Below are 25455 nucleotides of genomic sequence, written 5' to 3' on the forward strand. Positions count from 1 at the left end.
GCCAGCACAGGGAAGTGCTGTCATTGATGGTCATTGTTGTGCTGAATGCGACGGTTACGCTTTGCGTGTCAAGGGCTGCGGAGGATTCTCAAGGAGTGCCGCAGGCAGCATTCCTTGAGGCGCTGCCGGCGCCCCGGCAAAATAATATCAAAAGTTGAAGTATTGGCACCTGGCGTGCAAAGCCCCTCATTTATGACAATCACTTACTGAAATAGATGGCTTAGGGCTGAAAACATAAAACTATCACCCGTGAAAAAAACTTCGCTCTTGCACCGATCTGCTGCTATACCTTGTTGAAACAAAACAGCAAGGGAACTCCATGCACAACAACTCACTTCGACATCATTTTAAACCCCGATTTATTTCGGCAATCGCGCTGCTTTTAGCTGCTTTGGCATCTATCCATGCCTCAGCAACCGACACCAGTTATGGCAGTTATGTGATTTTAGGGGAGGGGGCTTCTGGTGATAATATTGCTATCGCACGCACGGTAATCGATACCAATCAAACCTGTCCGACAGTATCACAAGTGGGAGGTGGGTCTGATATCACAATGATTTCCCGAGACAATCCCAATCATTTCAGTGTGTTAGTGTGCGAAGCTTTGATTGAGTTTGATAAAAGCTACCAAATTAACTTTGCTTCCGGCGCTGTGGTATTGCCAATGGCCAAATCCAACCCGGAAAACATTCTGGTATACGGTGATACTGGCTGCAGCCATTGCGCCGCGGGTACTGCGGCTGAACCCTTTAAAACCCTCGCCGATGCCGGCGCTTCAAAAAAAGCTGACTTGGTCTTGCACATGGGCGATTACAACTATCGCGGCACGTCTGGAAAAACCTTCTTCTCCGATTATCAGGACGGCAAGTGGCAGCAATCTGAGGAATATACCTATGATGCTGGCGATGGTGAATCTTTGGGTGAACATTGTGGTCAGGTGCCCGGGCAACCATTCCTGAGTCAGTCGGCCAGCAATTCAAATCGCCCTGATATCTGGGAAAACTGGCAGGACGATTTGTTTTTACCGGCCGATAGCTTGATGGCAAGCGCGCCGTGGATTGTGGCGCGGGGTAATCATGAATTGTGCAGTCGGGCAGGGCCGGGCTATTTTTATTTTTTAGATCACAACACCCGCCTGACGGGCAGTAAACAATTAAGTTGCCCCATCCCTGACGCCGGAAAAGACGCTGAACACAATACGGTGCAAATTCCCAATTACGTAGTGAGTTTTGAGCATCTGGATATCGCGGTAATTGATTCTGCCAATGCTTGTGACAATTCCAGTCAATCTCCATTTACCAAAAAGTACAAAAAAGTATTCAGCGAACTTGAGAATGCCGTTGGCGGAAATCCCGCCTGGTTGATGACCCATCGTCCGATATACGGAGTTGAAGGCCCGGGATCGAATTCGGCACCCTGTACCAGCAAAAATGACTTTAGCTGTATTAATCAGATGATGCAGGCTGCCCTGAATCAAATGAAGTCAAAAAGCTTGCCTTCTGCGGTGGAATTGATTTTTACTGGTCACATGCATCGCTTTGAAAGTGTTAGTTTTCCCGGCAGTAATAGAGCGCCTAATATAGTGGTGGGTTCCAGTGGTGTAAGCTTGTCTTCCGGGGCACCTTATGGCGCCAATACGACAGAGGTTGATGGTGAAAAAGCGTTGGTGCTTAGCACCTCAGACAGCCTGACGCTCAATGGTTCGCAATATCCGTCTTTTGGATACATGTCGGTGTCTGTGGCAGCGGATGGCTCGTGGCAGAGTGAGTTGCTTAATCCTGATATCCCTGAGACGATCGCAACCTGTAACAGCCAACAAAATCTCGGATCGGGTGTCTGCGAACTGGGGAAAGGCATTTCAGTGGAGCCTTAAGCAAAGGCAATCGGTTTTCTGATTTTAGAAATACCTTTAATGGTATTGTGCGCGATTTTTATCGCCTGTCAGGTGACAGGAAAAGCTGAAGAATCGCGCAGTAGCCGACTTAATGGTGCTGGCTAAATAGTTGTTGCTAGTTGAGAATGGCTGGTGACGCTGCATTACCTGCAGTAAGCAAAATTACAGCTCTAATTCAAGTTCCGAGACAATGCTGAAGTATTCGCAGATCTCTAAAGCAAAGTGCTTTTTTGTTAGAGGGGAGGCTTTTTCACTGCAAACCTGGAACCAGCGTTGTAGCAGTGAAAGTTCGAGAGAACGTACGCTTGCGGGCTTACCTTTTTCAATATGCAATACCGTTTCACGGCTTACACCTAACTGCTGAGCAAGATCCTTTTGGTACAAGCCAGCTTCTTTTCTCAGCGTCTTTAAAATACCAGTGTTGAAATTGCTTGCTTCCATGAACCGCTTTCCTGTCTTGTCTTGTGAACGCATCAATATTGAAATGACACTCAGTCATGAGTGTGGACAAAAATATTTTGAATATATGGATATTTATCCACGAGAGTTGAGGTTAATTGAACGATAATTATTCTTATTAGTCAATTACTTAAATGTAACTGAGGTGGTTCTTGGTTCATTTTTGATTCTGGTATTACCAGTGAATAATAATTCATTTTTCGCGTGATTTAAGCGCTGGCCCAAAAAAGCTATCAGCGTATTCAGGTTTGTTTATGAAAGGATTTTCATTGCCCTGGATGGCTTTGATTTTTTCATTGCGCCAGCGTTCTTCGCTGTTGACTGGATAGGTTTTATGCCACTGCATCATGAGTGGCAGTTGCTCATAGTCTGGCATGCGATAGCGCCACATCATGTAAAGCATGGAACGGGCGATTTCGCCTTTAGCGTAATCTCTCGGCTCCACGCCTCTGGGGTAAGTTACAAAGTTACAATCACTCTTTTTTCCCTGAGATTCGTCACCATCAAAAAAGACGTAATGTTTGCGCATGGCCAGAATTTTTTCTTCGACGGGCCATAGGTTGTGAAGATCGGCAGCGGCATCTTTGTAACGTGCGTAATTGCATTGCGCTTCAGAAGAGCACTCCATGGCATTGGCCATCCAGGAGAGTGGGTAGGCATGCGTTACCACCGAATTTTGTTGTCCGGTTTTGTGAATGGCGCAGTATAAGGTGTGATATTTCTCATTATAAAGCTGCTGCCAGAAAACAGTTTCTCTGATATGAACGTATTTGGCCAGGTTGGCAGAGCTAAACACTGGAAAAAGGATGAGAATGAGCAAAAAAAGAGTTCTAAACATAATATACAGTGCTTTAGATAAAAGTTTGCGCTTCTAAGCCGCTAATTGTCGTTAAATCGTAACAGGCCAAGCCTATTTTCGAAAGTGATCTGCACAGCACAGCGGTGTGTTTAGCGCTGGTTGTGGAGTTCATTTGAGCTTTGTTACAAATACGTGAAAGCAAATGTCAAATAAAAAAGGCGTTTGATCGGTTTTTTGACTGTTTTTAATGCACAACACTAGCTATACTGTGCGCCGCAAAATGAAAGTAAAAGTAAGAAAATAAAGGATACATTGTGACTCCTATTACAAAGACCTTCCAATATGGAAAACATACAGTAACACTGGAAACGGGTGTTATTGCTCGTCAGGCCACTGCAGCAGTTATGGCTAGCATGGATGACACGGCAGTTTTAGTAACTGTTGTAGGTAAAAAAGATGCGAAACCTGATCAGGATTTTTTCCCATTAACAGTAAACTATCAGGAAAAAACGTATGCCGCTGGTAAAATCCCTGGTGGCTTTTTCAAGCGTGAGGGAAGACCTTCTGAAAACGAAACCCTTACTGCTCGCTTAATCGACCGTCCTATTCGTCCTCTGTTCCCGGACGGTTTTAAAAACGAAGTACAAGTTATCATTACCGTGGTTTCTGCAAACCCGGAAATCCCTACCGATATCATCTCGTTGATTGGTACATCTGCTGCGTTAGCTATTTCTGGTATCCCATTTAATGGTCCACTAGGTGCTGCTCGTGTTGGTTATCAAGACAATCAATACGTATTGAACACGCTAGCTTCTGAGCAAGAAAACAGTCAACTTGACCTGGTTGTCGCTGGTACGTCGAACGCTGTACTGATGGTAGAATCTGAAGCAGACATTCTGTCTGAAGAAGTGATGCTGGGTGCGGTAATGTACGGTCACCAGGAGATGCAAGCTGTTGTTAATGCGGTAAACGAATTTGCAGCAGAAGTTAATACACCTGCATGGGATTGGCAGCCTCCGGTAGAAAATACCGACCTTAAAGACAAAATCAAAGCAGCTGCTGGTGCAGAAATGGAAGCGGCTTATCAGATATCTGACAAGCTTGAGCGTAAAGCGGCAGTTGATGCGGCAACTGACAAAGCGGCTACAGCCTTGTTAGAAGCTGATGAAGAACTGGAAGAAAAAGAAGTACGTGATTTACTGCACGAACTTGAAAGTGATGTTGTTCGCTCGCGCATCCTTGCAGGTGAGCCGCGTATCGATGGCCGTGATCCGCAAATGATCCGTGCTCTTGACGTATCAACGGGCATCTTACCTAGAACTCACGGTTCTGCCTTGTTCACTCGTGGTGAAACACAGGCTATCGTTGCAGCTACCTTAGGTACTGAGCGCGATGCGCAAATGATTGATGAGTTAAGTGGCGTAACTAACAGCCGCTTTATGTTGCACTATAACTTCCCTCCTTACTGTGTTGGTGAAACAGGTATGGTGGGTTCGCCTAAGCGTCGTGAAATTGGTCACGGTCGTCTTGCTAAGCGTGGTATCCAAGCGGTTATGCCAAGTGCTGAAGACTTCCCGTATGTAGTTCGTGTTGTTTCAGAAATTACTGAGTCTAACGGTTCTTCTTCTATGGCGTCTGTATGTGGTACTTCATTGGCATTGATGGACGCGGGTGTACCGATTAAAGCTTCGGTTGCTGGTATTGCAATGGGGCTGGTAAAAGGTGATGACAACTTCGTGGTTCTGTCTGACATCTTGGGTGATGAAGATCACTTGGGCGACATGGACTTTAAAGTAGCGGGTACGTCTAACGGTATTACTGCATTGCAGATGGATATCAAGATTGAAGGTATCACGCAAGAAATCATGCAGATTGCGCTTAAGCAAGCTAAAGAAGCCAGATTGCACATCTTGGGTGTAATGGACGAGGCTATCGGTGGTCACAGAACCGAAATGTCTGAATTTGCACCACGCATCTATACTCTGAAGATTGACCAGGACAAGATCCGCGACGTTATCGGTAAAGGCGGTGCGACTATTCGCCAGATCACCGAAGAATCTGAGTGTAATATCGAAATCGAAGATGATGGTTCTATCAAGATCTTCGCTACTGAATTAGCTAAGGCTGAAAAAGCCATCGCTCGCATTGAAGCGATTACTGCTGATATCGAAGTAGGTAAAGTATACAACGGTAAAGTAACGCGCATCGTTGACTTTGGTGCCTTTGTTGAGGTGTTGCCTGGTAAAGAAGGTCTGGTACACATTTCACAAATCGCTCACGAAAGAGTGAACAAAGTTGCTGATTACCTGAGTGAAGGTCAGATGGTAGACGTTAAGGTGATGGAGATTGATCGTCAGAACCGCGTACGTCTTAGCATCAAAGAGCTGATTGAAAAGCCACAGGCTGAAGAAGCTAAGCCAGCTGCTGAAGAATCAGACGCTGAGTAAATAAAGCTTACAACCTGACTTGAAATGGGAGCTAACGCTCCCATTTTTGTTTGTATTGTATTAATACACGGATTTTTCCAAATGGATAAAGCAACGCAAGATAAGATCGAATCCAAGGTCTTCAGACAATTACTGCAACATCTGGACAATCATAAAGAAGTTCAGAATATTGATTTAATGATTCTGGCTGATTTTTGTCGAAATTGCCTGTCAAAATGGTATGTTAAAGCCTCAGCAGAAGAGGGCGTAGAGCTGGACTATGAGCAAGCCAGGGAAATTGTTTACGGGATGCCGTATTCCGAATGGAAAGATAAACATCAACTTCCAGCGACACCAGAGCAGATGGCCGCGTTTGAAGCGCGACAAAACAAAAAAGGGTGAGATTCCACAATTAATGAAATGTAAGCTTTCATCTATAAAAGTGAGTGTGCTGTTAGCACTTTCTTTACTCAGTGGCTGTGCCGCCAATAATACCGTGGTGGATAATGGTGAGTCGCGCAAACAAATGGGTAATTTGTTGTTGGCTGAGCCTGCCCCTGCCAGTTACAGAAGCCAGATGGCGCTGGCCAGATTAAATCAGGTACTGGCAGAAGTTGAGCAGATCACCGACGAGCAAAAGGCGGAGTTACTTTATCAGCGCGGTACTTTGTACGACAGTGTGGGTTTGCGAGGTCTTGCGCAATACGATTTTGACAGTGCCCTGAAGTTTAAACCTGACATGGCCGAAGCCCATAATTTTATGGGGATTCACTACACTCAAAACGGCGACTTTCTACAAGCTTATGATGCGTTTGACTCCACCCTGGAGATTCAACCTGATCATGATTTTGCATTGCTCAATCGCGGTATTGCCTTGTATTACGGTGGTCGTCCGGAATTAGCCATTGATGACTTAACTCGTTTCTATGAAAAAGATACTCGCGATCCTTATCGAGCTTTATGGCAATACATCATTGCCAGTGAACTGAACGAGTTGCAAGCACAAGAAAAACTGCGTCAGGCACGGGCCCAGTTAAGCAACGAAAACTGGGCGACGCAAATTGTCGATTTTTATCTGGGAGAGATCAGCGAAAACCAGCTGTTGTCAGTGCTGGTCAATGGCGTGACTTCGCAAGAGCAACTCACTGATAGATTGTGTGAAGCCTATTTTTATTTGGGCAAATATCATTCGGCACATGACAGATTCGGCAAGGCTTCAAATTATTTTAAGCTAACATTGAGTACCAATGTGTACCAATATGTTGAACATCGCTACGCTCGATTGGAATTGAACTTGCTTCGTGACCAAGACGTAAATTGATATGAGATAAACGCGCTATCGCCAGGTTAATAATACTCCTCAAGGCTAAAGCTTATCTGGTTTTAGCCTTTTTAATGTGTTCGCTATTACAGGCGTCTAGTTGTGGCTATGTACCCAGGCTAGAAGCTTGGGCGGAGCAATCCATTGCGCCTGAAATTCATCTGTTTGCTGCTACGGAGCGTGGCTCTGCAGCGGCTGCACAACGTTTACACAAGTTAGCTGAGTCGCAACAACATCTGCACTGGATGCAGATGTTGGCAGATAAAGGCTTTGCCCAAGCCCACTATTATCTTGCCATGCAAACGCAAAGTCCGGCTCAAAAGCGCCGACACCTAATTGCCGCTGCAGAAAAACACCATCTGGAGGCGTTGTTTGAGTTGGGTATCCACGATAATTCCCCCGACTCTAAAGTGTACTTCCTGGAGCAGGCGGCCCAACTTGATTACTTCCCGGCACAGCAAGCCTTGTATCAGTGGTATTGGTTTCATGAGGATTACAAGTCAGCCTTGCCCTGGTTGCGTAAAGTAGCTCAACAAGATGGCAATGCCGCGCTAACATTGGCGTTACACCTGTGGCGAACGGGCAAGCGCGAAATGGCGAAACACAGTTTCAAGCATGCCCAATCACTGGGTAGTGAAGAGGCTACGCAGTATCTGAATTTGATTGCCCGCTATTGGCAGAAGCAAAAAAACAATGCAACACAAGCCCCTCAATGTGCCATGCAACTGCAGTTTGTGGCCACATCCCTTGATAGCATGAAACAGGCAAATGATTTTTATCAGCGCTTTGACGATGATAGGGAGTTGAGCACACTACCAATATGCCTGAATACACCTGTGTGGGTGGAACAGCCGGAATTTCAGTGCCAGCATAGGGCAAGCAACAATTACCGCATCGAATGTCCGTTATTTGTGCTGGATGATATCTTTGAGCCCGATAGCTTTACCCATCTCACCGTGTTTACCAGGCAAGGCAAAGCCAATGTGGTTAATGGCGTTATGTATTTGGATCTGGCAGACAAATACTCGGTTTTTGTGCATGAGTTGGCGCATTTTGTGGGCTTTGTTGACGAATACCCATTGAGTGAGGATTTTGCTCATTATTATTGTGATGGGCAGCGAGAGTTCCCCAACTTGATAGTGGTGCCCGAAGAAAGCACTGCGGAATCGATAAACCTCGAGTATTGGCAAGGCTTTGAGCAAGATATTGCCTTGTCGCGCGCCAATACCTGTAAAAATCACAGTGCCCAAGCCTATAAATTGTCCGGTAGAATGACTTTTATGGAGTTTCATGACACTGGCTACATCCCTCCAATCTATAAATCCGTCTGGCGGGAACGCTTATTATCCAAAGAACACGTCCGGCCTGCAGCGATCAATATCGCCCAGTCTCTGGAAGAAATTGGCAATGTGCCGGCCGCACAAAAGTGGTGGCAGCGTTATAATAACTGGCGTTAAGTTTTTGCCTTGATTGATTGCTCTGTGGCGCTTTCTAACTAATACTGGAAGTAGAGTTTGTTAAAGAGTAGGGCGGATGTTACACAAGCGCGAAATAGACTTTAGATTTCTGGCAGAGCCCACTGATGTAAATTTCGGTGGCAAAGTGCATGGCGGCATGGTGATGAAGTGGCTGGACCAGGCGGGCTACGCCTGTGCTTCGCAATGGAGTGGCAGTTACTGTGTTACTGTATCTGTCGGTGGGATACGCTTCAAAAAGCCAATACTGGTGGGACAGAAAGTGGTACTGAATGCCAAAGTGGTACACACCGGCAAAACCAGTATGCATATTTTTATCACGGTTAATGCAGGCGATCCCAAAGAGCTCAATTTACAGGAAACCTGTACTTGCATTATTTCTTTTGTGGCGGTGGATGATGATGGCGCGCCTGTCGAGGTGGACCATTGGGAGCCGATTACAGAGGAAGATAAACTATTGGAGCAATTTGCCATTCACGCTAAAGAGTTTTCCCAACGACTTCAGGCAGAGCTTTAGTTTGTGAGAGTATCGGAGCCTGCGAGCGCAGACTCCGTTTATTGGGTTATTTAACCTCTTCACCCGCCGCTTGTTTGTCTGCGTGGTAGCTGGAGCGCACCAGCGGGCCACAAGCCGCATGTAAAAAGCCAAGTTCATCTGCTTTGTCTTTTAACGCATTAAACTCATCAGGGTGCACATAGCGTTTAACCGGGTAGTGGTGCTTACTGGGCTGTAAGTATTGGCCCAAGGTGAGCATATCCACATCGTGGGCACGCAAGTCTGCCAGTACCGTTTCGATTTCTTCGATCTCTTCACCCATACCCATCATCAAGCCTGATTTTGTCGCGACGTCTGGGTGTTGTGCTTTGAACTTCTTCAATAGATCTAAAGACCATTGATAGTTAGCCCCGGGGCGACATTCTCGGTACAAACGAGGAATGGTTTCCAGGTTGTGGTTGAATACATCCGGCACGCCGTTTTTAAAGATTTCCAAGGCTCTGTCCATGCGCCCTCTGAAATCCGGTACCAACACTTCAATCTTGGTGCTGGGGCTGTGCTCTCTGATGGCATTAATACAATCTACAAAATGCTGAGCGCCACCGTCGCGCAGATCATCTCTATCTACGGAGGTGATCACCACGTACTTCAATTGCATTTCAGCAATGGTTTTAGCCAGTTTAATAGGCTCTTCTGCGTTAGGTGGTAGAGGTTTACCGTGGGCCACGTCGCAGAATGGGCAACGTCTGGTGCAGATATCGCCCAGTATCATGAAGGTGGCGGTACCGTGATTGAAACACTCTGCCAGATTCGGGCAGCTGGCTTCTTCACACACTGAGTGCAGCTTGTTTGCTCTCAGGGTTTTTTTAATATTTTCAATGCGGTCAGTGGTTCTGGGCAGCTTTATTTTGATCCACTCAGGCTTGCGCAGCATTTCCGCTTTTTCAGTGGGAATAATAGTGATGGGAATGTGTTTTACTTTTTCGTCATCGCGCAGCTTTACGCCTGCTGCTGGTTTTGCATTACTCATTGAAACCTTCTTTATAAGTGAATTCCTGAATACCTGTCAGGGCACAAAATTCTTCTACAATCATTCGTCCGGCACTTTGCAGTTCAGCCACCGCACCCAAACGGGCACTGTCAATCATCTCAAGCCCTTGGTAACCGCACGGATTAATACGTTGAAAAGGCGCTAAATCCATATTGACGTTAAATGCCAGACCGTGAAAAGAGCAGCCTTTTCTGATGCGCAAACCAACGGAACAGACTTTTTGCTCGTTGACATAAACACCTGGCGCATCAGCCTTGGCATAGGCTTCTACGTTGTTTTTCGCCAGGGTATTCACAATACATTGTTCCAGCGCTGTAACCAGCTCTCTGACGCCTGTTTTTAAACGTCTGATGTCCAGCAAAATATACATCATTTGCTGACCCGGACCGTGGTAGGTCACTTGCCCCCCGCGGTCGACTTGAACTACGGGGATATCGCCGGGAGCGAGGATGTGCTCTGCTTTTCCTGCCTGACCTTGGGTAAAAACCGGATTGTGCTCAACCAACCAGATTTCATCTGGCGTGTCTTTGTCTCGTTCGTCGGTAAAAGACTGCATGGCATTCCAAATCGGAATGTAGTCCTGTCTGCCAAGTTCTCGGATAATCATGGAATTAAAGCACAACCTTTACCAATTCGAGGTTACCCAATTCTGTGTAAACCGTTTCCATGTGCTCCTTACTGGTGACTCGAACACTCACTGAAACCGAGTGGTAGTTGCCTTTTGAGCTGGGTTTGATCGTAGGATTATAATCTCCCGGCGCCAGTTTCTGTAAACAGGCGATCACATCCAAAGGCAATTGCTCACCGGCAACACCCATGACTTTAAAGGTCTGGTTGCAAGGAAATTCTAATAGTTCATCGAAACGTGTATCCATGACTTCAACTCTAAAACTTAAAACAATCGGGGGATTATACCTGATACTGGTAGTGGAATGGTATATTGAGAAGCTATATCTCAGAGCGATGTTGCCCCGTTGGGGCAACATAACTGTAAACTTGAGTTGATGGGGGAGAAGTTAAAGAATTAGTCTTCCAAGCCTAGCTTGAGTTTTGCATAGTCCATCATGCGACTAAAGAAGCCACCTTCTGCAACAGACTGTAGCGTCACCAGCGGGTATTCCGCGATGTCTTCACCTTCCAGTTGCAGGTAAAGCGTACCCACAACTTCACCTTTTTCTAAAGGCGCTTCCAGTTTTTCGTTCAGTTCAAAGTTCGCTTGCAGGTTTTTGCGCTGACCACGAGGAATGGTGATGGGCGTATTTACCGTTATTCCCAGATCTACGGTTTCTCTGTCACCCATGTAGATACGATGGGAGACAAAACTCTCGCCGGCGGTGTAGGGAACGACGGTTTCATAAAAGCGGAAGCCGTATTTAAGGAGTTTTTTGTTTTCTACTTTACGCGCTCTTTCACTCTCGGTACCCATTACTACGCTGATTAGGCGCATGTTGTCTTGCGTACCAGAAGTGATCAAGCTGTAGCCAGCATCTGAGGTATAGCCAGTTTTGATACCGTCAACACTCATGCTGCGATCCCACAGCAAGCTATTGCGGTTGTATTGCTTAATGCCGTTGTAGGTGAACTCTTTAACGGAATAATACTTATAGGCATCGGGTACGTCTCTGATAAGTGCAGCTGCAAGTAAAGACATATCGCGAGGCGAAGTATAATGGCTTTCATCGTGTAAGCCGTGAGAGTTAACAAAATTGGTGGTGCTCATGCCTAGTTTGGCGGCATAAGAATTCATCATAGTGGCAAACGCGGACTCACTACCAGCGATATGCTCAGCCATGGCGACACAAGCGTCGTTACCGCTTTGAACAACGATACCGTGGATCAAGTCTTCAACTGACACCTCAGTGCCCACTTCGATGAACATTTTAGAGGAATCAGGGAAGTTCTTAGCCCAGGCATTTTCGGATATGGTGACCATATCGTTTAACTGGATATTACCGGCATTGAGCTCCTGACCAATCACGTACAAGGTCATCATTTTGGTTAAACTGGCCGGATTCAATCTGATATCCGCATTGTGCTCAGAAATAATGTGACCAGTGGTGTAGTCCAGTAAAATATGGCCCTGGGCATTTACCTCTGGTGGTGGAGGCACAATAACAGCTGCAATGGTGTTTGAGATGGCGCTAACCGAGAGCGCAACAGCTGCAATAAAAGAAAAAAGTTTCTTGTTTTTAGTCATTTTCGATCCGACTTATCTGTGTTGAAAACTGAGTCTCTTCCGTGAAGACTATGCAAACCCGCGGTAATATAACAGATACACGGGGTGTAATGAAAAACCAATCGTTAAATTTTGTGTGGTGTTAGCGCTTCATTCATTTTGTATTAATTTAAAGGCTTCCACAAAACCGGAGCTGCGCAGATCCTGTAATAATTTCTCAGGATCGATATCACCGCTCAATGGACCCAGGCGCAAGCGGAAAACTCCGTCTGTTTCAGGCGTATAAGTGGGTACTTGATAAAGTTGCGCAAGGCCTCGCGCCAATTCATTGGCTCTCTGTTCATCGGCTAACGCGGCCACCTGAATGAAGGTGCCTTTGTCGCTACTCTCCGGTTCAGGTTTTACTTCTTCACGACCAATGGTGACCGTACCGTTTTTATCTACGTGGATCACCTCTAACTTAACATGGGCTGTGCCCGTTTTAAGAATATCCAATTTACGAGCTGCTGCCCATGAGAGGTCAATAATCCGATTGTTGTGAAAAGGACCGCGATCATTAACTCTGACAATGGTGGATTTGTTATTGTCAGTGTTGGTGACTCTTACAAAAGAGGGCAGTGGTAAGGTTTTGTGGGCCGCCGTCAGCTCATACATGTTATAGACTTCGCCGTTGGCTGTCAGGTGGCCATGAAACTTTTGGCCATACCAGGACGCTTCGCCTTCGGCTTCGTAACCTTTGCCTTCAGACATGGGGAAGTAATGTTTGCCTAATACGGTGTAGGGGCGACTGTTGGCTTCTTTATACTCCACATATTGTGGCTCAGCTGCATTAAGGTTCACTTCCACCGGAATATGGCGCGGCGCAGAATCGTGTTTTTGGCTATAGCGACCGGAAGACACACAGCCACTAAGCGCAACAATGATTGTCAGAATCCATAGCCGAGTCATGATCTTACCTCTGCATTACCGCTTTGAGTTGCTCACTGAATTGATATACCACCATGGCGTAAAGTGGGCTGTGGTTGTAGCGGGTGATCACGTAAAAATTGTCCAGTACCAGCCAGTATTCTTGGCCTTCTTCTAATTCCAGAGAGAGCAATTTGGCAGGAGTCGAACCAGATAACGATAGCTCTGTATCTTGCAGTACAACACCAGCATCTGACAGTTCTTGCCAGGTGTGCTTAATAGCGAGGTCAGAATCCAGTAAATCCAATGCTGTTTTATCGGTAACCGATGCTCGGTAGGCTACAGGTTGTCCTGCACGCCATTTGTGTAATTTGAAGTAATTAGCCACACTGCCGATGGCATCTACCGGGTTATTCATCAGGTCGCGTTTGCCATCGCCATCAAAGTCGATTGCGTAATGACGATAACTGGAACTGATAAACTGTCCCCAGCCCATAGCACCAGCATAAGAGCCCATAGCGGCCTGGGGATCCCACTGTTCTTCTTGTACCAGTTTCAGATATTGCGCCAGTTCCTTTTTGAAGAATTTGGAACGAGGTGGATAATAAAAACCTAACGAGTACAGCGAGTCTAACACAGAGTATTTACCCGTGTATGAGCCATAGAAGGTTTCTACACCGATGATGGCCACAATAATATGGGCAGGCACACCTAATTCAGCTTCGGCCCGTTCCAGTGTTTCACGGTGTTTTTGCCAGAAGGCGGTACCTCGCTCAAGGCGTTTTTCGGTGAGGAAAATAGGGTGATATTGATGCCAGGGTTTGGCTTCCCATGGTCGGGCAATTGCTTCAAGCACCTGACTATTTTTTTGAGCCCGGTTAACTGTGCTGCGCACGAACTCAGGATCTAACCCGTATTCCTGGACAGTAGAGTTGATAAAAGCTTCCACCTTTGCCTCGGTTTCAGCATCTCTTGACTCAGTATTTTGAGCCATTGCTGAAGTTGGCGTGGATAGACATACACAGCCAAGCAGTGCAATGAGATATTGCCTGCTGATATTTTTTAGCGCACACATGCCAATAGCCTCGTTGTTAGTGGAATTTTGTTTTTGTTTTTATTCCACGTTGCTTTGGTCTGATTATTGTTAAACGAAAATTATCATTATTCTCTGGATAGCAACTTTCGTCGGGTTGCTACAGACATTAGAATGCCAAATCCTGCCATCAATGTCACCATTGATGTGCCACCATAACTCACTAAAGGCAAAGGCACACCTACTACCGGTAAAATACCCGAAACCATGCCCATATTGACAAACACATAAACAAAGAAGGTGAGGGTGATACTGCCTGCGAGTAATTTACTGTAGGCCTCTTGAGCACGAAATGCGATAAGCATGCCTCGCGATACGATAAATAAGTACAAAGCTACCAATAAAAGCACGCCTAAAAAGCCAAATTCTTCACTAAACACAGAAAAGATAAAATCGGTGTGACGTTCTGGTAAAAATTCAAGTTGAGATTGAGTACCTTGCAGCCAGCCTTTTCCTTCCATACCACCCGAGCCGATAGCTATTTTTGATTGGATAATATGATAACCCGAGCCCAATGGGTCCGACTCAGGGTTCATAAAGGTCAGCACGCGCTGTTTTTGATAGTCCTTCATCAGGAAAAACCACAATATCGGTGTAAATGCTGATAGTGCAATAGCAAACATACTAAGCAGTTTCCAGCGTAATCCCGCCAGAAATATGGCAAAAATACCGGAGCTGGCAATAAGTAAGGAAGTCCCTAAATCCGGCTGTTTGGCAATAAGCAATGTGGGGGTTAACACGAGTATCAGAGCGACAAATACATTGAGCGTTCTGGGGGGCAGGTTTTTCCGGCCGATGTACCAGGCAATCATCATGGGTACTGCCAATTTCAATAATTCTGAAGGTTGGAAGCGAAAAAAGCCCAAATCCAGCCAGCGTTGGGCACCTTTACCGGTTACCCCCACTACCAATACCGCGATGAGTAGCAGTATGCCTGTGAGGTAAATGTAAACTGACAATCGTCGAAATACGGTAGGTGATACCTGTGCCAACGCCAGCATAACTGTGGTGGCGACACCCAATCGGATAATCTGGCGCTGCACTAATGCCCAATCTTGTCCACCGGCAGAGTAGATGGTAAATAAGCCGACAATCATCAAGGTCAAAAGGCCCAAAAGCAGGGGCCCATCAATGTGGATCTTGTACAGAAATGATTGATTCCGGGAGTCTAACTTCTCAGAACTCATGGTTTTCCTTAGCCGTATTTTGGGCAATCGTCACATTATCAGTGGCAAAATATTGGTCCATAATCATGCGCGCCACCGGACCGGCTTCGGCGCTGCCACTGCCCGCATTTTCTACCGCCACAGCTACCACTATTTCAGGGTCGTCATAGGGGGCAAATCCAACATACATGGCGTTGTCTCGATGCCTTTCGTCCAGTTTTTCAGCATCATACTTTTCTCCTTGGGCAATGGAAACTAGCTGAGCTGTCCCGGTTTTACCCGCAGAAACATAAGGTGCATCACTAAATGACTTTCGCGCCGTGCCTTTTTCGCGATGGTTAACACCGTACATGGCATCCAACACAATATGCCAGTTGGTGACATCATTGATTTCTATCGGAGCTCGGGTTTTCGGCTCTGCAACAATGGTTTGCCCTTCCTGATAGATGCCTCTATAGATTTGCGGTACGAAGCGCTTGCCATGGTTAACCAATGCGGTTACTGAGCTTGCGAGCTGCACTGGCGTTGCCGTCCACGGGCCCTGACCAATGCCCACGACAATGGTATCTCCCATATACCAGGGCTCATTCATGCGGGCTTTTTTCCAACCTCGAGAAGGTAAGATGGCACTCGACTCTTCATAAAGATCCAGGCCGGAGTATTCACCAAAGCCGAATTGCGCCATATAACCACTGATCTCATCAATTCCCATACGGTAGGCCAGATCATAAAAATAAGTGTCGCAGGATTGTTCAATTGCTGCCGTAACATTGACGTGACCATGACCCCAAGACAGCCAATCTCGCCATTTATGGCTAACGTTTTTTAATTGGAATACGCCTCGGTCGAAAATAGTGCTATTGAGTCGGGTGTAGTTTTTCTCCAGGCCCAGTAGTGCTAAATGCGGCTTTACCGTGGAAGCCGGTGGATACTGCCCTTGGGTAGCCCGGTTGATCAGCGGTTTATCTGCAGAGTTAAGCAGGCCGCGATAATTTTTGGAGCTGATACCATGCACGAACAAATTGGGATCATAAGCCGGGTTACTATATAGCGCCAGTACACCGCCATCTCTTGCATCAATCACCACAACGGCCCCTCTGTTATTTTCGAGGGCTTTTTGAGCTACCTGTTGTAGCTTAACATCGATGTTGAGCGTGATGTCCTTGCCAGGAACTGGTGGAACAAAATTGAGGGTGCGGATAATACGGCCCTGGTTATTCACTTCTACTTCCTGAGAGCCCACTTGCCCGTGTAAAATCCTCTCGTGGTATTTTTCGATGCCGAGTTTGCCAATGTCATAAGTGGCTGCGTAATTGGCCTCTTGCCCGGCTTCCTGAAGTTTCTTTAAGTCTTTTTGGTTGATTTTCGCCACGTAACCCAAAACGTGAGTGAAGGTATCGCCAAAGGGATAGTGGCGGGTCAAGCGCGCCTCAATCGATACGCCGGGAAAACGGTGTTGTTGTGCGGAGAATAAAGCGACGTTTTCTTTTCTTAAGCGATTCAGCAGTGTGACGGGTTTAAAGCGTCTTTGGCGGCGATAATCTTTATAAAAATCTTCTACGTCGGCGTCTGAAATAGAGAGTAATTGCGCTAATTCAGACACCGTTGATTTGAGGTCTTTAACTTCATTTGGAACTAGCTGCAAACTAAAAACGGGCTTATTTTCCGCTAGTAATACGCCATTGCGATCATAAATCAGCCCCCGATTAGGGGCGACCGGCAAAACCTTGATGCGATTGCCGTTGGAGCGAGTTTGATAATCGTCGTAACGGGTCACTTGCAAGTGATATAAATTAAAGAGCAATGCGCCTGCCATCATAGTAATAACTATCATGGCGATTAAGGCTCGACGAGCAAACAGGTTAGCTTCAGCCGAATGATCTCTAATGACTACGCGCTTTGGCGCCATCCTTTACTCTCTGTGATATGGGTGGTTATTGTTCAGTGACCAACCCCGGAAAAGACTCTCTGCAACGATAATGCGCACCAGAGGGTGAGGAAGTGTCAATGGAGATAGTGACCATTTTTGTTCAGCAAGGTTCAAACAATCTTTGGATAATCCTTCCGGGCCACCGATCATAAGGCTAACATTGCGCCCGTCCAGTTGCCACTTTTCCATGTTCTGTGCCAGCTTATGGGTGTCCCACGCAGCGCCAGTTACCTCTAAAGCGATCACTCTGTTGCCCTTGGGAATGACGTTTTGGATAAGCTCGCCTTCTTTTTGCAGAATTCGAGCTATATCAGCATTTTTCGTGCGTTTGCCAGGTGGGATTTCGGTGAATGATACGCGATAGTCAGGTGGCATTCGGCGCAAATACTCCTCTACGCCACGGCTGACCCAGTCTGGCATTTTGTTGCCCACGGCAACGACATTAATGTGCATTTAATTCCAAATTTTTTCTAACTGATAAAAATCTCGGGTTTCGTCTTGCATGACATGAACCACAACGTCACCATAGTCTATCAATACCCATTCGCCAGTATCCTGACCCTGGACATTCAATGGCTTTTCGCCTAGCTGTTTGCTTTGCTGCACAAGGTTTTGCGCGATTGAGACTACGTGTCGTTTGGAATTGCCTGAACAAATTAACATGGTGTCGGTAACACTACTTTTACCGGTAACATCAATATCAATAATGTCTCTGCCTTTTACGTCTTCGATTTGGTGTTTAACGAAGCGTTTAAGTTCTTCGTGCTCCAATTTTTCTCCTGATTTCATTTACTCTACTACTTTAGTATAAAGCAACCGCAATGGGATGGCTTATAAAATAACGTCATTAAAAGTGATTACATATACCCAAACTACCTCAAGCGTAATCCATCTGCAGGTTAGTTAGCGCCATCGGTATAAACAACAAACACAAGTGGCACAGTTCCACATAGGGGCGCTTAATTGCACTACTTTTTACGGCAACATCAAAAGCGGATAATTTGTCTCTGATCTCCATTAGTTGCTGCTGATCAAGGCGTCTGAGCAAATTGAGATAACCAGACTGTTTGTTTTTCCATATTCGGTGCTGGCTGAACACCCTGTCTGTGGGATGGGATAGAGCCATTGCTGATGACAAAGCGTCCAGCACTTGCCATTCTCTCACCAGCGCCCAGCAGATAATCACTGGCTCTATGCCTTCGCTTTCCAGTCGTCCCAATAACTTAATACTGCGCTGGGCATCGCCAGCTAATATAGCATCGGTCAATTGGAATACGTTGTAACGAGATTGCTCTGACACCATGCTGGCAATATCTTGTCTGGATACGTTACCGTCAGGGAAGAGCAGCTTTAGCTTTTCCATTTCCTGCACAGCAGCAATCAAATTACCTTCGAAAAAATCGCAGAAAAAGCCTACTAACTCTGGCGTATTATTGATGCCATTTTCACTGAGTTTACCTGAGATCCATTGCGCCAGTCGGTTGCCTTCTGGAACAAAGCAAGGCACGTAAATACCTTGTTTATCCAAGGCTTTGAACCATTTTGTATTCTGTACGTCTTTACCGATTTTACCGCCATGCACAACTAAAACGATATCGGGGTTGTCTTTAGCGCTGATTTCCAACAGGGTTTTGGCACCTTCGGTACCGGGTTTACCGGTGGGAATTTCCAGTTCTATGAGTTGTCGTTCAGCAAACAGACTCATGCTTTGATAGGCATCAATCAGATGTTGCCATTCGAATTGATTGTCGGCCACCAGGCTGTGCCGTTCAGTAAAACCCTGCTTCTGAGCGGTATCGCGAACCTTCTGTAAGGCTTCCAGTTTTTGCTGAGGTTCTTCACCGAACAGTAAAATTTGATTCGGTAAGCGTTTGTTGAGCTGGGCGCTTAGCTGATTAGGGTAAACTTGCATCAGTTTTGATATTGGGTTTTGCTGAGCTGCCGAATAATGCGATCCGCTGCCTGACGGCGCATTTCTGACAAGATCAGGTTCAGCTCTCTGGACTTCGCTAGCACCTCATCAGGATCATCTTGATATTCTCGAGTAAGCTCAAATGAATAATCTTGAATATCGCCGTTTGGCATTTGCAATTGGTACTGGCAATAATACAGCAGCTCATACTCCGCCACCTGTCCTGTGGGGAAAAGCGATAGCAATTTGCGCTCTAGCCTTTCCGGCATGATAAACAGGGTAGGTACCGAAAATTCGTGATGCTGTTTTGGATTGCTGCGATTGATAATATCGGCGGAATAAATATCCAGGCGTTTGATCAAAGTTTCCGTAAGCGGCGTTTTTTGACTGGCGTTGAGTACCCGCACTTTTTGAAAGCGCGAGTCTAGTTGGAAATCGTTGCGCAGCTTGAAGCCACAGCCGCTGGTAAGCAGGGCTGCGACAACAAGCAATAGCCAATATAGGCGATAGGGGCTGCGGCCAGTCACTAGTTGGCCACAATATTGAGTAGTTTGCCCGGTACGTAAATCACCTTGCGAATGGTTTTACCTTCCGTAAAGTTTTTCACGTTTTCGTGTTCTGTACCGATCTTTTCTACTGCTTCTTTACTGGCATCAGCTGCCACGGTGATCTTAGCTCTAACCTTACCGTTCACCTGCACAACAATAAGTTTTTCGTCTTCTACCATAGCGGCATTGTCTGCCACCGGCCAACCAGATGATTCGATATCAGAATCATGGCCGAGAATTTTCCAAAGCTCATGACAGATATGCGGTGTGATAGGGTTTAGCATTTGCGTCATAGCCGTTGCCACTTCTCGCGCAACAGCGCGATCTTGAGCACTTTCCTGAGGCGCCTTTTGAGCGCCATTGAGTAGTTCCATAATGGCCGCAATGGCCGTGTTAAAGGTCTGGCGACGGTTAATATCGTCAGAGACTTTGGCAATGGTTTTGTGCAAGTCGCGACGCAATGCTTTCTGGTTGGCATTTAATGCTTCAGGGTTGACTGCCTCAACTTCGCCTTGTGCAACGTTTTCGGTGACATAGCGCCAGAAACGCTTCAGGAAGCGGTGCGCCCCTTCAACTGCCGAATCTACCCATTCCAGAGTTTGCTCTGGTGGCGCAGCAAACATAGTAAACAAACGGATAGTATCGGCACCATAAAGTTCGATAACCGATTGTGGATCAACACCGTTGTTTTTCGATTTCGACATCTTAGTCATGCCACAGTGTTCAACAGGCTGACCGTCAGATTTCAAAATGGCTGAGATTACACGACCTTTTTCGTCGCGCTGCACTTCAACGTCGGCAGGGTTAAACCAGATATCGCCGCCTTTTTCGTCTTTGCGACGGAAGGAGTCGGCTAACACCATGCCCTGACAAAGCAGGCGGGTGAAGGGCTCATCAGAATTAACTAAACCTTCATCGCGCAACAATTTGTGGAAGAAACGGGCGTACAACAAATGCAGGATTGCGTGTTCAATACCACCAATGTATTGATCTACCGGCAACCAGTGGTTGGCCTCTTCTGGGTTGAGCATTTGCTCATTGGAAGGGGAGCTGTACTTGGCGTAGTACCAGCTTGATTCCATGAAGGTATCAAAGGTATCGGTTTCACGTTCTGCTGGTTGGCCGTTGTATTCGGTTTTACGCCATTGAGGGTCGGCTTTAATTGGCGATGTTACGCCGTCCATCGTCACATCTTCAGGCAATTCTACCGGCAGTTGCTCTGGTGGTACGGGTGCTGAGGAGCCATCTTCCAGATTGATCATAGGGATCGGCGTACCCCAATAGCGTTGGCGTGAAACACCCCAATCGCGCAAGCGGAAATTAACCTTGATATTACCTTTTTGCTCAGCAATGAGCTTGTCAGCGATGGCTTTAAACGCCGCTTCGCTCGTCAGGCCATCGAATTCGCCGGAATTAATCAGCAGGCCTTTTTCTGTGTAGGCGGCTTTGCTTAAATCACATTCGCTGTCACCAGTGGCTGCGATAACCTGCTTTATTTCCAAATCGTATTTAGTCGCGAATTCCCAATCTCGTTGATCGTGTCCCGGAACCGCCATTACTGCGCCTGAGCCGTAATCCATCAAGACAAAGTTTGCTACCCACACTGGCACTTGTTCGCCGGTTAGTGGGTGGATGGCCATCAGACCAGTAGCACAGCCTTTTTTGTCCATGGTGGCCAAGTCCGCTTCGGCGACTTTGGTATTTTTGCACTCTTCGATAAACGCCGCCAATTCAGCGTTGTTCTTTGCGGCTTCAAGCGCCAGCGGATGCTGTGCAGCTAAAGCAACATAAGTCACGCCCATCAGAGTATCCGGGCGAGTAGTGTAGATATCAAAGGAATCATCGCTATCCGCCACCTGGAAAGTCATTTCCACACCTTCTGAGCGACCAATCCAGTTGCGCTGCATGGCTTTAACTTGCTCTGGCCAGCCTTCCAGCTTGTCCAGATCATCTAACAGCTCTTGCGCGTAGTCGGTAATTTTAATAAACCACTGCGGGATCTCTTTTTGTTCCACCAGGGCACCTGAGCGCCATCCACGACCATCAATAACCTGCTCGTTGGCCAGGACAGTTTGGTCAACCGGATCCCAGTTCACGGTTGAATTTTTGCGGTACACCAGACCTTTTTCGTACAGGCGGGTAAAGAACCACTGTTCCCACTGATAATAGTCTTTTTTACAGGTGGCCAGTTCGCGGTCCCAATCGTAGCCAAATCCCAATGACAGCAATTGCTGTTTCATGTATTCGATATTGGCGTAAGTCCACTTAGCGGGGGCGGTTTTATTCTGGATAGCGGCATTTTCCGCTGGTAAACCAAAGGCATCCCAACCTATAGGTTGCAGCACGTTTTTACCCTGCATTCTTTGATAGCGACTAATTACATCGCCGATACTGTAGTTACGCACATGACCCATATGTAGACGACCACTGGGATAGGGGAACATGGAGAGACAATAAAACTTGTCTTTATTGTCATCTTCAGTGGCTTTAAAAGTCTGGTTTTCTTGCCAATATTTTTGAACGTTGGATTCTAATTCTTGTGGGCTGTATTCTGCGGTCATTCAGGATTCCGTTTAAACTACTTTATTCGCTGTCTCGGCATTCATTTTCCGAGAGATAAAATTGCGCTAAGAATACCTCAGAGCGCTATTGCGGAACAACCGTTAATTGGTGCCTCAAGCCTTAAAAATAACAATTCGTGTGTATATTGGTGATTTGCACTGCAAAGGGCGAAGAAAACCTTATTTTTTCAGGAATTCCCCCAGTCCACCCAATTGTTGTGCCTGCACCTTGTCAACAATTGGGGCCAGGGTGTCATAACCACCGGGATTAATGCCCGCTACCGTGTATTTCAGGTTAATTTGGGTTTTACCTTCTTCGGTTACGGAAAAACTCCAATCTAACGCACCTTGCATGCCCATACCCTGCAAAGGTCCCAAGCCACCTGTCATGCGCAAGAGATTGTACTGGTCTACAAAACTGATACGCATGTGTTCCGCTGAGTTATTACCTGCGACTTCACAAAAACAACCGCCCGCTTGCTCATCAATGCTGAGGTTTTCTGCTTTGCCCCACCAGGTGTGATCTGCTGGCCACCATTTGTCGGGATGGTCGATAAGGGCTCGCCAGGCTTCCTGCTGCGAAGCATCCGTAGTAATGCTGTTTTCAATAATAAAGCCGTGCTCTGCAACGCTTAATACCTCTGCTTGCGCTGTTAAACAGCAAGAAACGGACAACAATAGAGAAGTGATTGTGTTTTTAATTTGCATAATTTAGTCCGGAAATTCGAGTGAAAATTGGGCAAAGAATTGCCTTTAGCGAATCATGGTTTGACAGCGACAAATAATCAAGTTTCACTAGACATGAAAATAAGCAAAATGCCGATATGCTAAGGAAATTATGAAGCCAATTGCGCCGCTGGAACCAGAACATCTGTCCGCCAATATTCACAAGCGTTTGATCAATCACGCACTCAAAGACGATGCGGTGCTACACAGTACCTTTATTGGTCAGGAGAGAGCCAGAGAAGCTCTGGAATTTGGTCTTGGCATCGATGCCAGTGGTTACAATCTTTATGTGATGGGCGAGCATGCGACCGGGCGCTATACCTTGGTGCATGAATACGTTGAAAAATTTGTAAGCAAAACTGACACACCATTTGACTGGTGTTACATCAATAACTTCGATGATGAGCGAGAACCCATCGCATTGCGCTTAACGCCGGGTGAGGGCAAGCAGCTTGTCAAAGAAATCAATAGCCTGATTGATGAGCTGTTGGATACCTTTCCAGCGGTATACGATAACCCAGGTTATCAGCGCAAAAAAGCGGCAGTGGCCCGTGATTATGATCAGCGTTACGACAAAGTTATTGATGAGATAGAAATCTACGCCCAAAAGAAGAGTGTTGCCTTGTATGAGGAAGACGGCACCATCAGTTTTTCCCCCATCATTGACGGCAAACCCATCGAAGATGAAGACTTTGCCAAATTATCCGATGAAAAACGTCAGTACTTTTATGACTTGATTGATGACCTGGAAGAAATTCTCAATGAAAAGCTCATTGAGTTGCCACAATGGAAGCGTGAATCTTCCGAGCGATTGCGTAAACTCAAAAAAGAGACAGCGGAGCAAGCGATAAAACCGCTATTGAAGCAGCTGGAGCACAAATACAGTGCCGAATTGGGGATCCTTAAATTCCTGCGGCAAATGAAGCCAGATTTGGTGAAAATCGTGGTGGAGGTGTTGGCTCCTGACAGCAAAGAAGACAAGCACGACGAATACGACAAACGCACAATTTTAGAAGAGCAATATCTGCCGAATATAATCACCACTCATGAGCCCGACAGTGGTGCCCCGGTGGTGTATGAGCCTAACCCGACGTATCAGAATATTTTCGGCCGCATTGAATACAGCAACGTGCAAGGGTCGTTGTTTACTAATTTCCGCATGATACGACCGGGTGCGTTACACAAAGCTAATGGTGGTTATTTACTGTTAGATGCCGATAAAATGATTCAGCAGCCCTTTGTCTGGGAGTCATTGAAGCTGGCACTAAAGTTTGGCGAAGTGAAGCTGGATATTTCGCAACACGATTATGGCATGGTTAACTCCATCACCCTCAACCCACAGCAAATACCGTTGAACGTGAAAGTGATTTTGCTGGGTACTCGCGACTTGTATTACATGCTGCAGGAATACGATGATGAATTTGAGGAATTGTTCCGTGTTTTGGTGGATTTTGATTCAGAAATTGAGCTGAATAAGACCAACTTGTTTGACTTTGTCGGGCGGGTGCGCAATCAGGTTAAACGCCTGGAACTTACCAGTATCTCTAACCCTGCCATGCACAAGTTAGTGGAATACAGCTTGCGCACGGCAGAGCATCAGGAACGTCTCTCGGCGCGCTTTGCCGATGTGATTGAGTTATTGCAAGAAGCCGCCTTTTTCTGTCGCCAAAAAGGTGAACTGGAAATAGATGTTTCCCATATTAATGAGGCGCTGGATGCGAAAAAACGCCGCAGTGGTCGCATTAGCCAGGCATTACTGGACGATATCAAAGAAGGTCAGGTACTTATCGACACCCAAGGAGAGGCCGTGGGTAAGGTCAATGGCCTGACGGTACTGGAAATCGGCGATAGTGTCTTCGGCACCCCTGCGCGTATCACCTCTACGGTGTATGCCGGATCTAATGGTGTCGTGGATATCGAAAGGGAAGTGGAGCTGGGTCAGTCCATTCACTCCAAAGGTGTTATGTTGCTAACTGGCTATCTTGGTCATAAATATGCGCAAGATTTTCCGCTCACCTTGTCAGCCAATATTGCCATTGAACAATCCTATGGTCATGTAGATGGCGACAGTGCATCGCTGGCAGAACTTATTGCTTTGTTGTCTGCGCTTACGGGAATTCCGGTAAGACAAGAACTGGCGATAACCGGCTCCATTAACCAGTATGGTGAAGTGCAATCTATCGGCGGCGTCAACGAAAAGATTGAAGGCTTTTTTAAACTTTGTCAGCACCGTGGCTTTACCGGAAACCAAGGTGTGGTTGTGCCCAAATCTAACCAGATTAACCTGGTGCTAGACAGCAAAGTGGTTGAAGCCGTTAAAAAAGGCGTATTCAACATCTACTGTGTCGCCACTGTGGATGAAGCCGTTACCCTGTTAACCGGGACTGATGCCGGTAAACTTTCCGCCAAAGGTAAGTTCCCTAAAGGCACTGTCAACTTTAAAGCTCTGCAAAGACTAAAGCGTATTTCCGATTGCATTAACGGGGCAGAGGACGACTAACAAGACTGAGTGGAAG

At 46.4% G+C, this 25455-nt stretch carries 23 protein-coding genes; 7 read left to right on the top strand and 16 right to left on the bottom strand.

The genetic code is table 11. From position 1 onward, the window contains the following. Positions 1 to 319 precede the first annotated feature (319 nt). Complete coding sequence (locus ACXAGP_RS21170; protein WP_475263746.1) at positions 320 to 1873, top strand: metallophosphoesterase; 1554 nt, start codon at positions 320 to 322, stop codon at positions 1871 to 1873. Between the two features lie 183 nt (positions 1874 to 2056). Here the strand turns inward: ACXAGP_RS21170 and ACXAGP_RS21175 are convergent, their stop codons facing one another. Further along, complete coding sequence (locus ACXAGP_RS21175; protein ID WP_475263748.1) at positions 2057 to 2335, bottom strand: helix-turn-helix transcriptional regulator; 279 nt, start codon at positions 2333 to 2335, stop codon at positions 2057 to 2059. 211 nt (positions 2336 to 2546) lie between these two features. Then, a complete protein-coding gene (locus tag ACXAGP_RS21180) occupies positions 2547 to 3191 on the bottom strand; it encodes an endonuclease (protein WP_475263750.1) in 645 nt (214 codons plus the stop codon). 275 nt (positions 3192 to 3466) lie between these two features. Between ACXAGP_RS21180 and pnp the strand changes: the two genes are divergently transcribed. The 5 genes from pnp (at position 3467) to ACXAGP_RS21205 (ending at position 8891) form a co-directional block, all read left to right on the top strand. Beyond that, positions 3467 to 5599 carry a polyribonucleotide nucleotidyltransferase gene (gene pnp / locus ACXAGP_RS21185; RefSeq protein ID WP_475263752.1) on the top strand — a complete coding sequence of 711 codons (2133 nt, stop codon included), beginning with the start codon at positions 3467 to 3469 and terminating at the stop codon, positions 5597 to 5599. Between the two features lie 81 nt (positions 5600 to 5680). After that, complete coding sequence (locus ACXAGP_RS21190; RefSeq protein WP_475263753.1) at positions 5681 to 5980, top strand: DUF1244 domain-containing protein; 300 nt, start codon at positions 5681 to 5683, stop codon at positions 5978 to 5980. A 13-nt stretch (positions 5981 to 5993) separates the two neighbouring features. Then, positions 5994 to 6899, top strand: a complete 906-nt coding sequence (gene nlpI / locus ACXAGP_RS21195) for a lipoprotein NlpI (RefSeq protein WP_475263755.1) — start codon at positions 5994 to 5996, stop codon at positions 6897 to 6899. Between the two features lie 74 nt (positions 6900 to 6973). Then, positions 6974 to 8356, top strand: a complete 1383-nt coding sequence (locus ACXAGP_RS21200) for an SEL1-like repeat protein (RefSeq protein ID WP_475263756.1) — start codon at positions 6974 to 6976, stop codon at positions 8354 to 8356. Between the two features lie 76 nt (positions 8357 to 8432). After that, positions 8433 to 8891: an acyl-CoA thioesterase gene (locus ACXAGP_RS21205; protein ID WP_338293262.1), complete on the top strand. Its 459-nt coding sequence runs from the start codon at positions 8433 to 8435 to the stop codon at positions 8889 to 8891. 46 nt (positions 8892 to 8937) lie between these two features. On the opposite strand, the gene lipA is transcribed toward ACXAGP_RS21205, so the two are convergent. The 14 genes from lipA to ACXAGP_RS21275 all read right to left on the bottom strand — a co-directional run bounded on the left by lipA (position 8938) and on the right by ACXAGP_RS21275 (position 22921). Further along, the gene (lipA, locus tag ACXAGP_RS21210) at positions 8938 to 9900 is read right to left on the bottom strand and encodes a lipoyl synthase (protein WP_475263758.1); all 963 of its coding nucleotides are present in this window, start codon (positions 9898 to 9900) and stop codon (positions 8938 to 8940) included. Then, the gene (gene lipB / locus ACXAGP_RS21215; protein WP_475263760.1) at positions 9893 to 10528 is read right to left on the bottom strand and encodes a lipoyl(octanoyl) transferase LipB; all 636 of its coding nucleotides are present in this window, start codon (positions 10526 to 10528) and stop codon (positions 9893 to 9895) included. Before lipB ends, lipA begins: the two co-directional genes overlap by 8 nt. 4 nt (positions 10529 to 10532) lie before the next feature. Continuing rightward, positions 10533 to 10796, bottom strand: coding sequence for a DUF493 family protein YbeD (gene ybeD, locus ACXAGP_RS21220; RefSeq protein WP_475263761.1), 264 nt, complete (start codon positions 10794 to 10796; stop codon positions 10533 to 10535). 149 nt (positions 10797 to 10945) lie between these two features. Further along, complete coding sequence (locus ACXAGP_RS21225) at positions 10946 to 12118, bottom strand: serine hydrolase (protein WP_475263762.1); 1173 nt, start codon at positions 12116 to 12118, stop codon at positions 10946 to 10948. A 129-nt stretch (positions 12119 to 12247) separates the two neighbouring features. Beyond that, entirely contained in the window at positions 12248 to 13045 is a 798-nt protein-coding gene (locus ACXAGP_RS21230; protein WP_475263763.1) for a septal ring lytic transglycosylase RlpA family protein, read from the bottom strand. A 4-nt stretch (positions 13046 to 13049) separates the two neighbouring features. Beyond that, the gene (gene mltB, locus ACXAGP_RS21235) at positions 13050 to 14078 is read right to left on the bottom strand and encodes a lytic murein transglycosylase B (RefSeq protein WP_475263765.1); all 1029 of its coding nucleotides are present in this window, start codon (positions 14076 to 14078) and stop codon (positions 13050 to 13052) included. Positions 14079 to 14164: 86 nt separating this feature from the next. After that, complete coding sequence (gene rodA, locus ACXAGP_RS21240; RefSeq protein WP_475263767.1) at positions 14165 to 15283, bottom strand: rod shape-determining protein RodA; 1119 nt, start codon at positions 15281 to 15283, stop codon at positions 14165 to 14167. Next, positions 15273 to 17171 carry a penicillin-binding protein 2 gene (gene mrdA, locus ACXAGP_RS21245; RefSeq protein ID WP_475263769.1) on the bottom strand — a complete coding sequence of 633 codons (1899 nt, stop codon included), beginning with the start codon at positions 17169 to 17171 and terminating at the stop codon, positions 15273 to 15275. Before mrdA ends, rodA begins: the two co-directional genes overlap by 11 nt. Positions 17172 to 17174: 3 nt before the next feature. Further along, positions 17175 to 17645, bottom strand: coding sequence for a 23S rRNA (pseudouridine(1915)-N(3))-methyltransferase RlmH (rlmH, locus tag ACXAGP_RS21250; RefSeq protein ID WP_475263771.1), 471 nt, complete (start codon positions 17643 to 17645; stop codon positions 17175 to 17177). Next, on the bottom strand, positions 17646 to 17963 hold the full coding sequence (rsfS, locus tag ACXAGP_RS21255; RefSeq protein ID WP_338294862.1) for a ribosome silencing factor: 318 nt from the start codon (positions 17961 to 17963) through the stop codon (positions 17646 to 17648). A gap of 106 nt (positions 17964 to 18069) precedes the next feature. Beyond that, a complete protein-coding gene (holA, locus tag ACXAGP_RS21260) occupies positions 18070 to 19104 on the bottom strand; it encodes a DNA polymerase III subunit delta (protein WP_475263772.1) in 1035 nt (344 codons plus the stop codon). Further along, on the bottom strand, positions 19104 to 19631 hold the full coding sequence (locus ACXAGP_RS21265) for an LPS-assembly lipoprotein LptE (protein ID WP_475263774.1): 528 nt from the start codon (positions 19629 to 19631) through the stop codon (positions 19104 to 19106). The genes holA and ACXAGP_RS21265 overlap by 1 nt, the downstream gene beginning before the upstream one ends. Next, positions 19631 to 22213 (bottom strand): leucine--tRNA ligase, encoded by a 2583-nt coding sequence (leuS, locus tag ACXAGP_RS21270; RefSeq protein WP_475263775.1) that lies wholly within the window; start codon positions 22211 to 22213, stop codon positions 19631 to 19633. Before leuS ends, ACXAGP_RS21265 begins: the two co-directional genes overlap by 1 nt. Positions 22214 to 22393: 180 nt before the next feature. Further along, positions 22394 to 22921 carry an SRPBCC domain-containing protein gene (locus ACXAGP_RS21275; protein ID WP_475263776.1) on the bottom strand — a complete coding sequence of 176 codons (528 nt, stop codon included), beginning with the start codon at positions 22919 to 22921 and terminating at the stop codon, positions 22394 to 22396. 130 nt (positions 22922 to 23051) lie between these two features. Here ACXAGP_RS21275 and ACXAGP_RS21280 point away from each other — a divergent pair, with 130 nt between their 5' ends. Further along, positions 23052 to 25439, top strand: coding sequence for a Lon protease family protein (locus tag ACXAGP_RS21280; protein ID WP_475263778.1), 2388 nt, complete (start codon positions 23052 to 23054; stop codon positions 25437 to 25439). The last annotated feature ends 16 nt before the right edge of the window (positions 25440 to 25455 follow it).

This window comes from Planctobacterium sp. AWM4_229, from assembly GCF_056160305.1.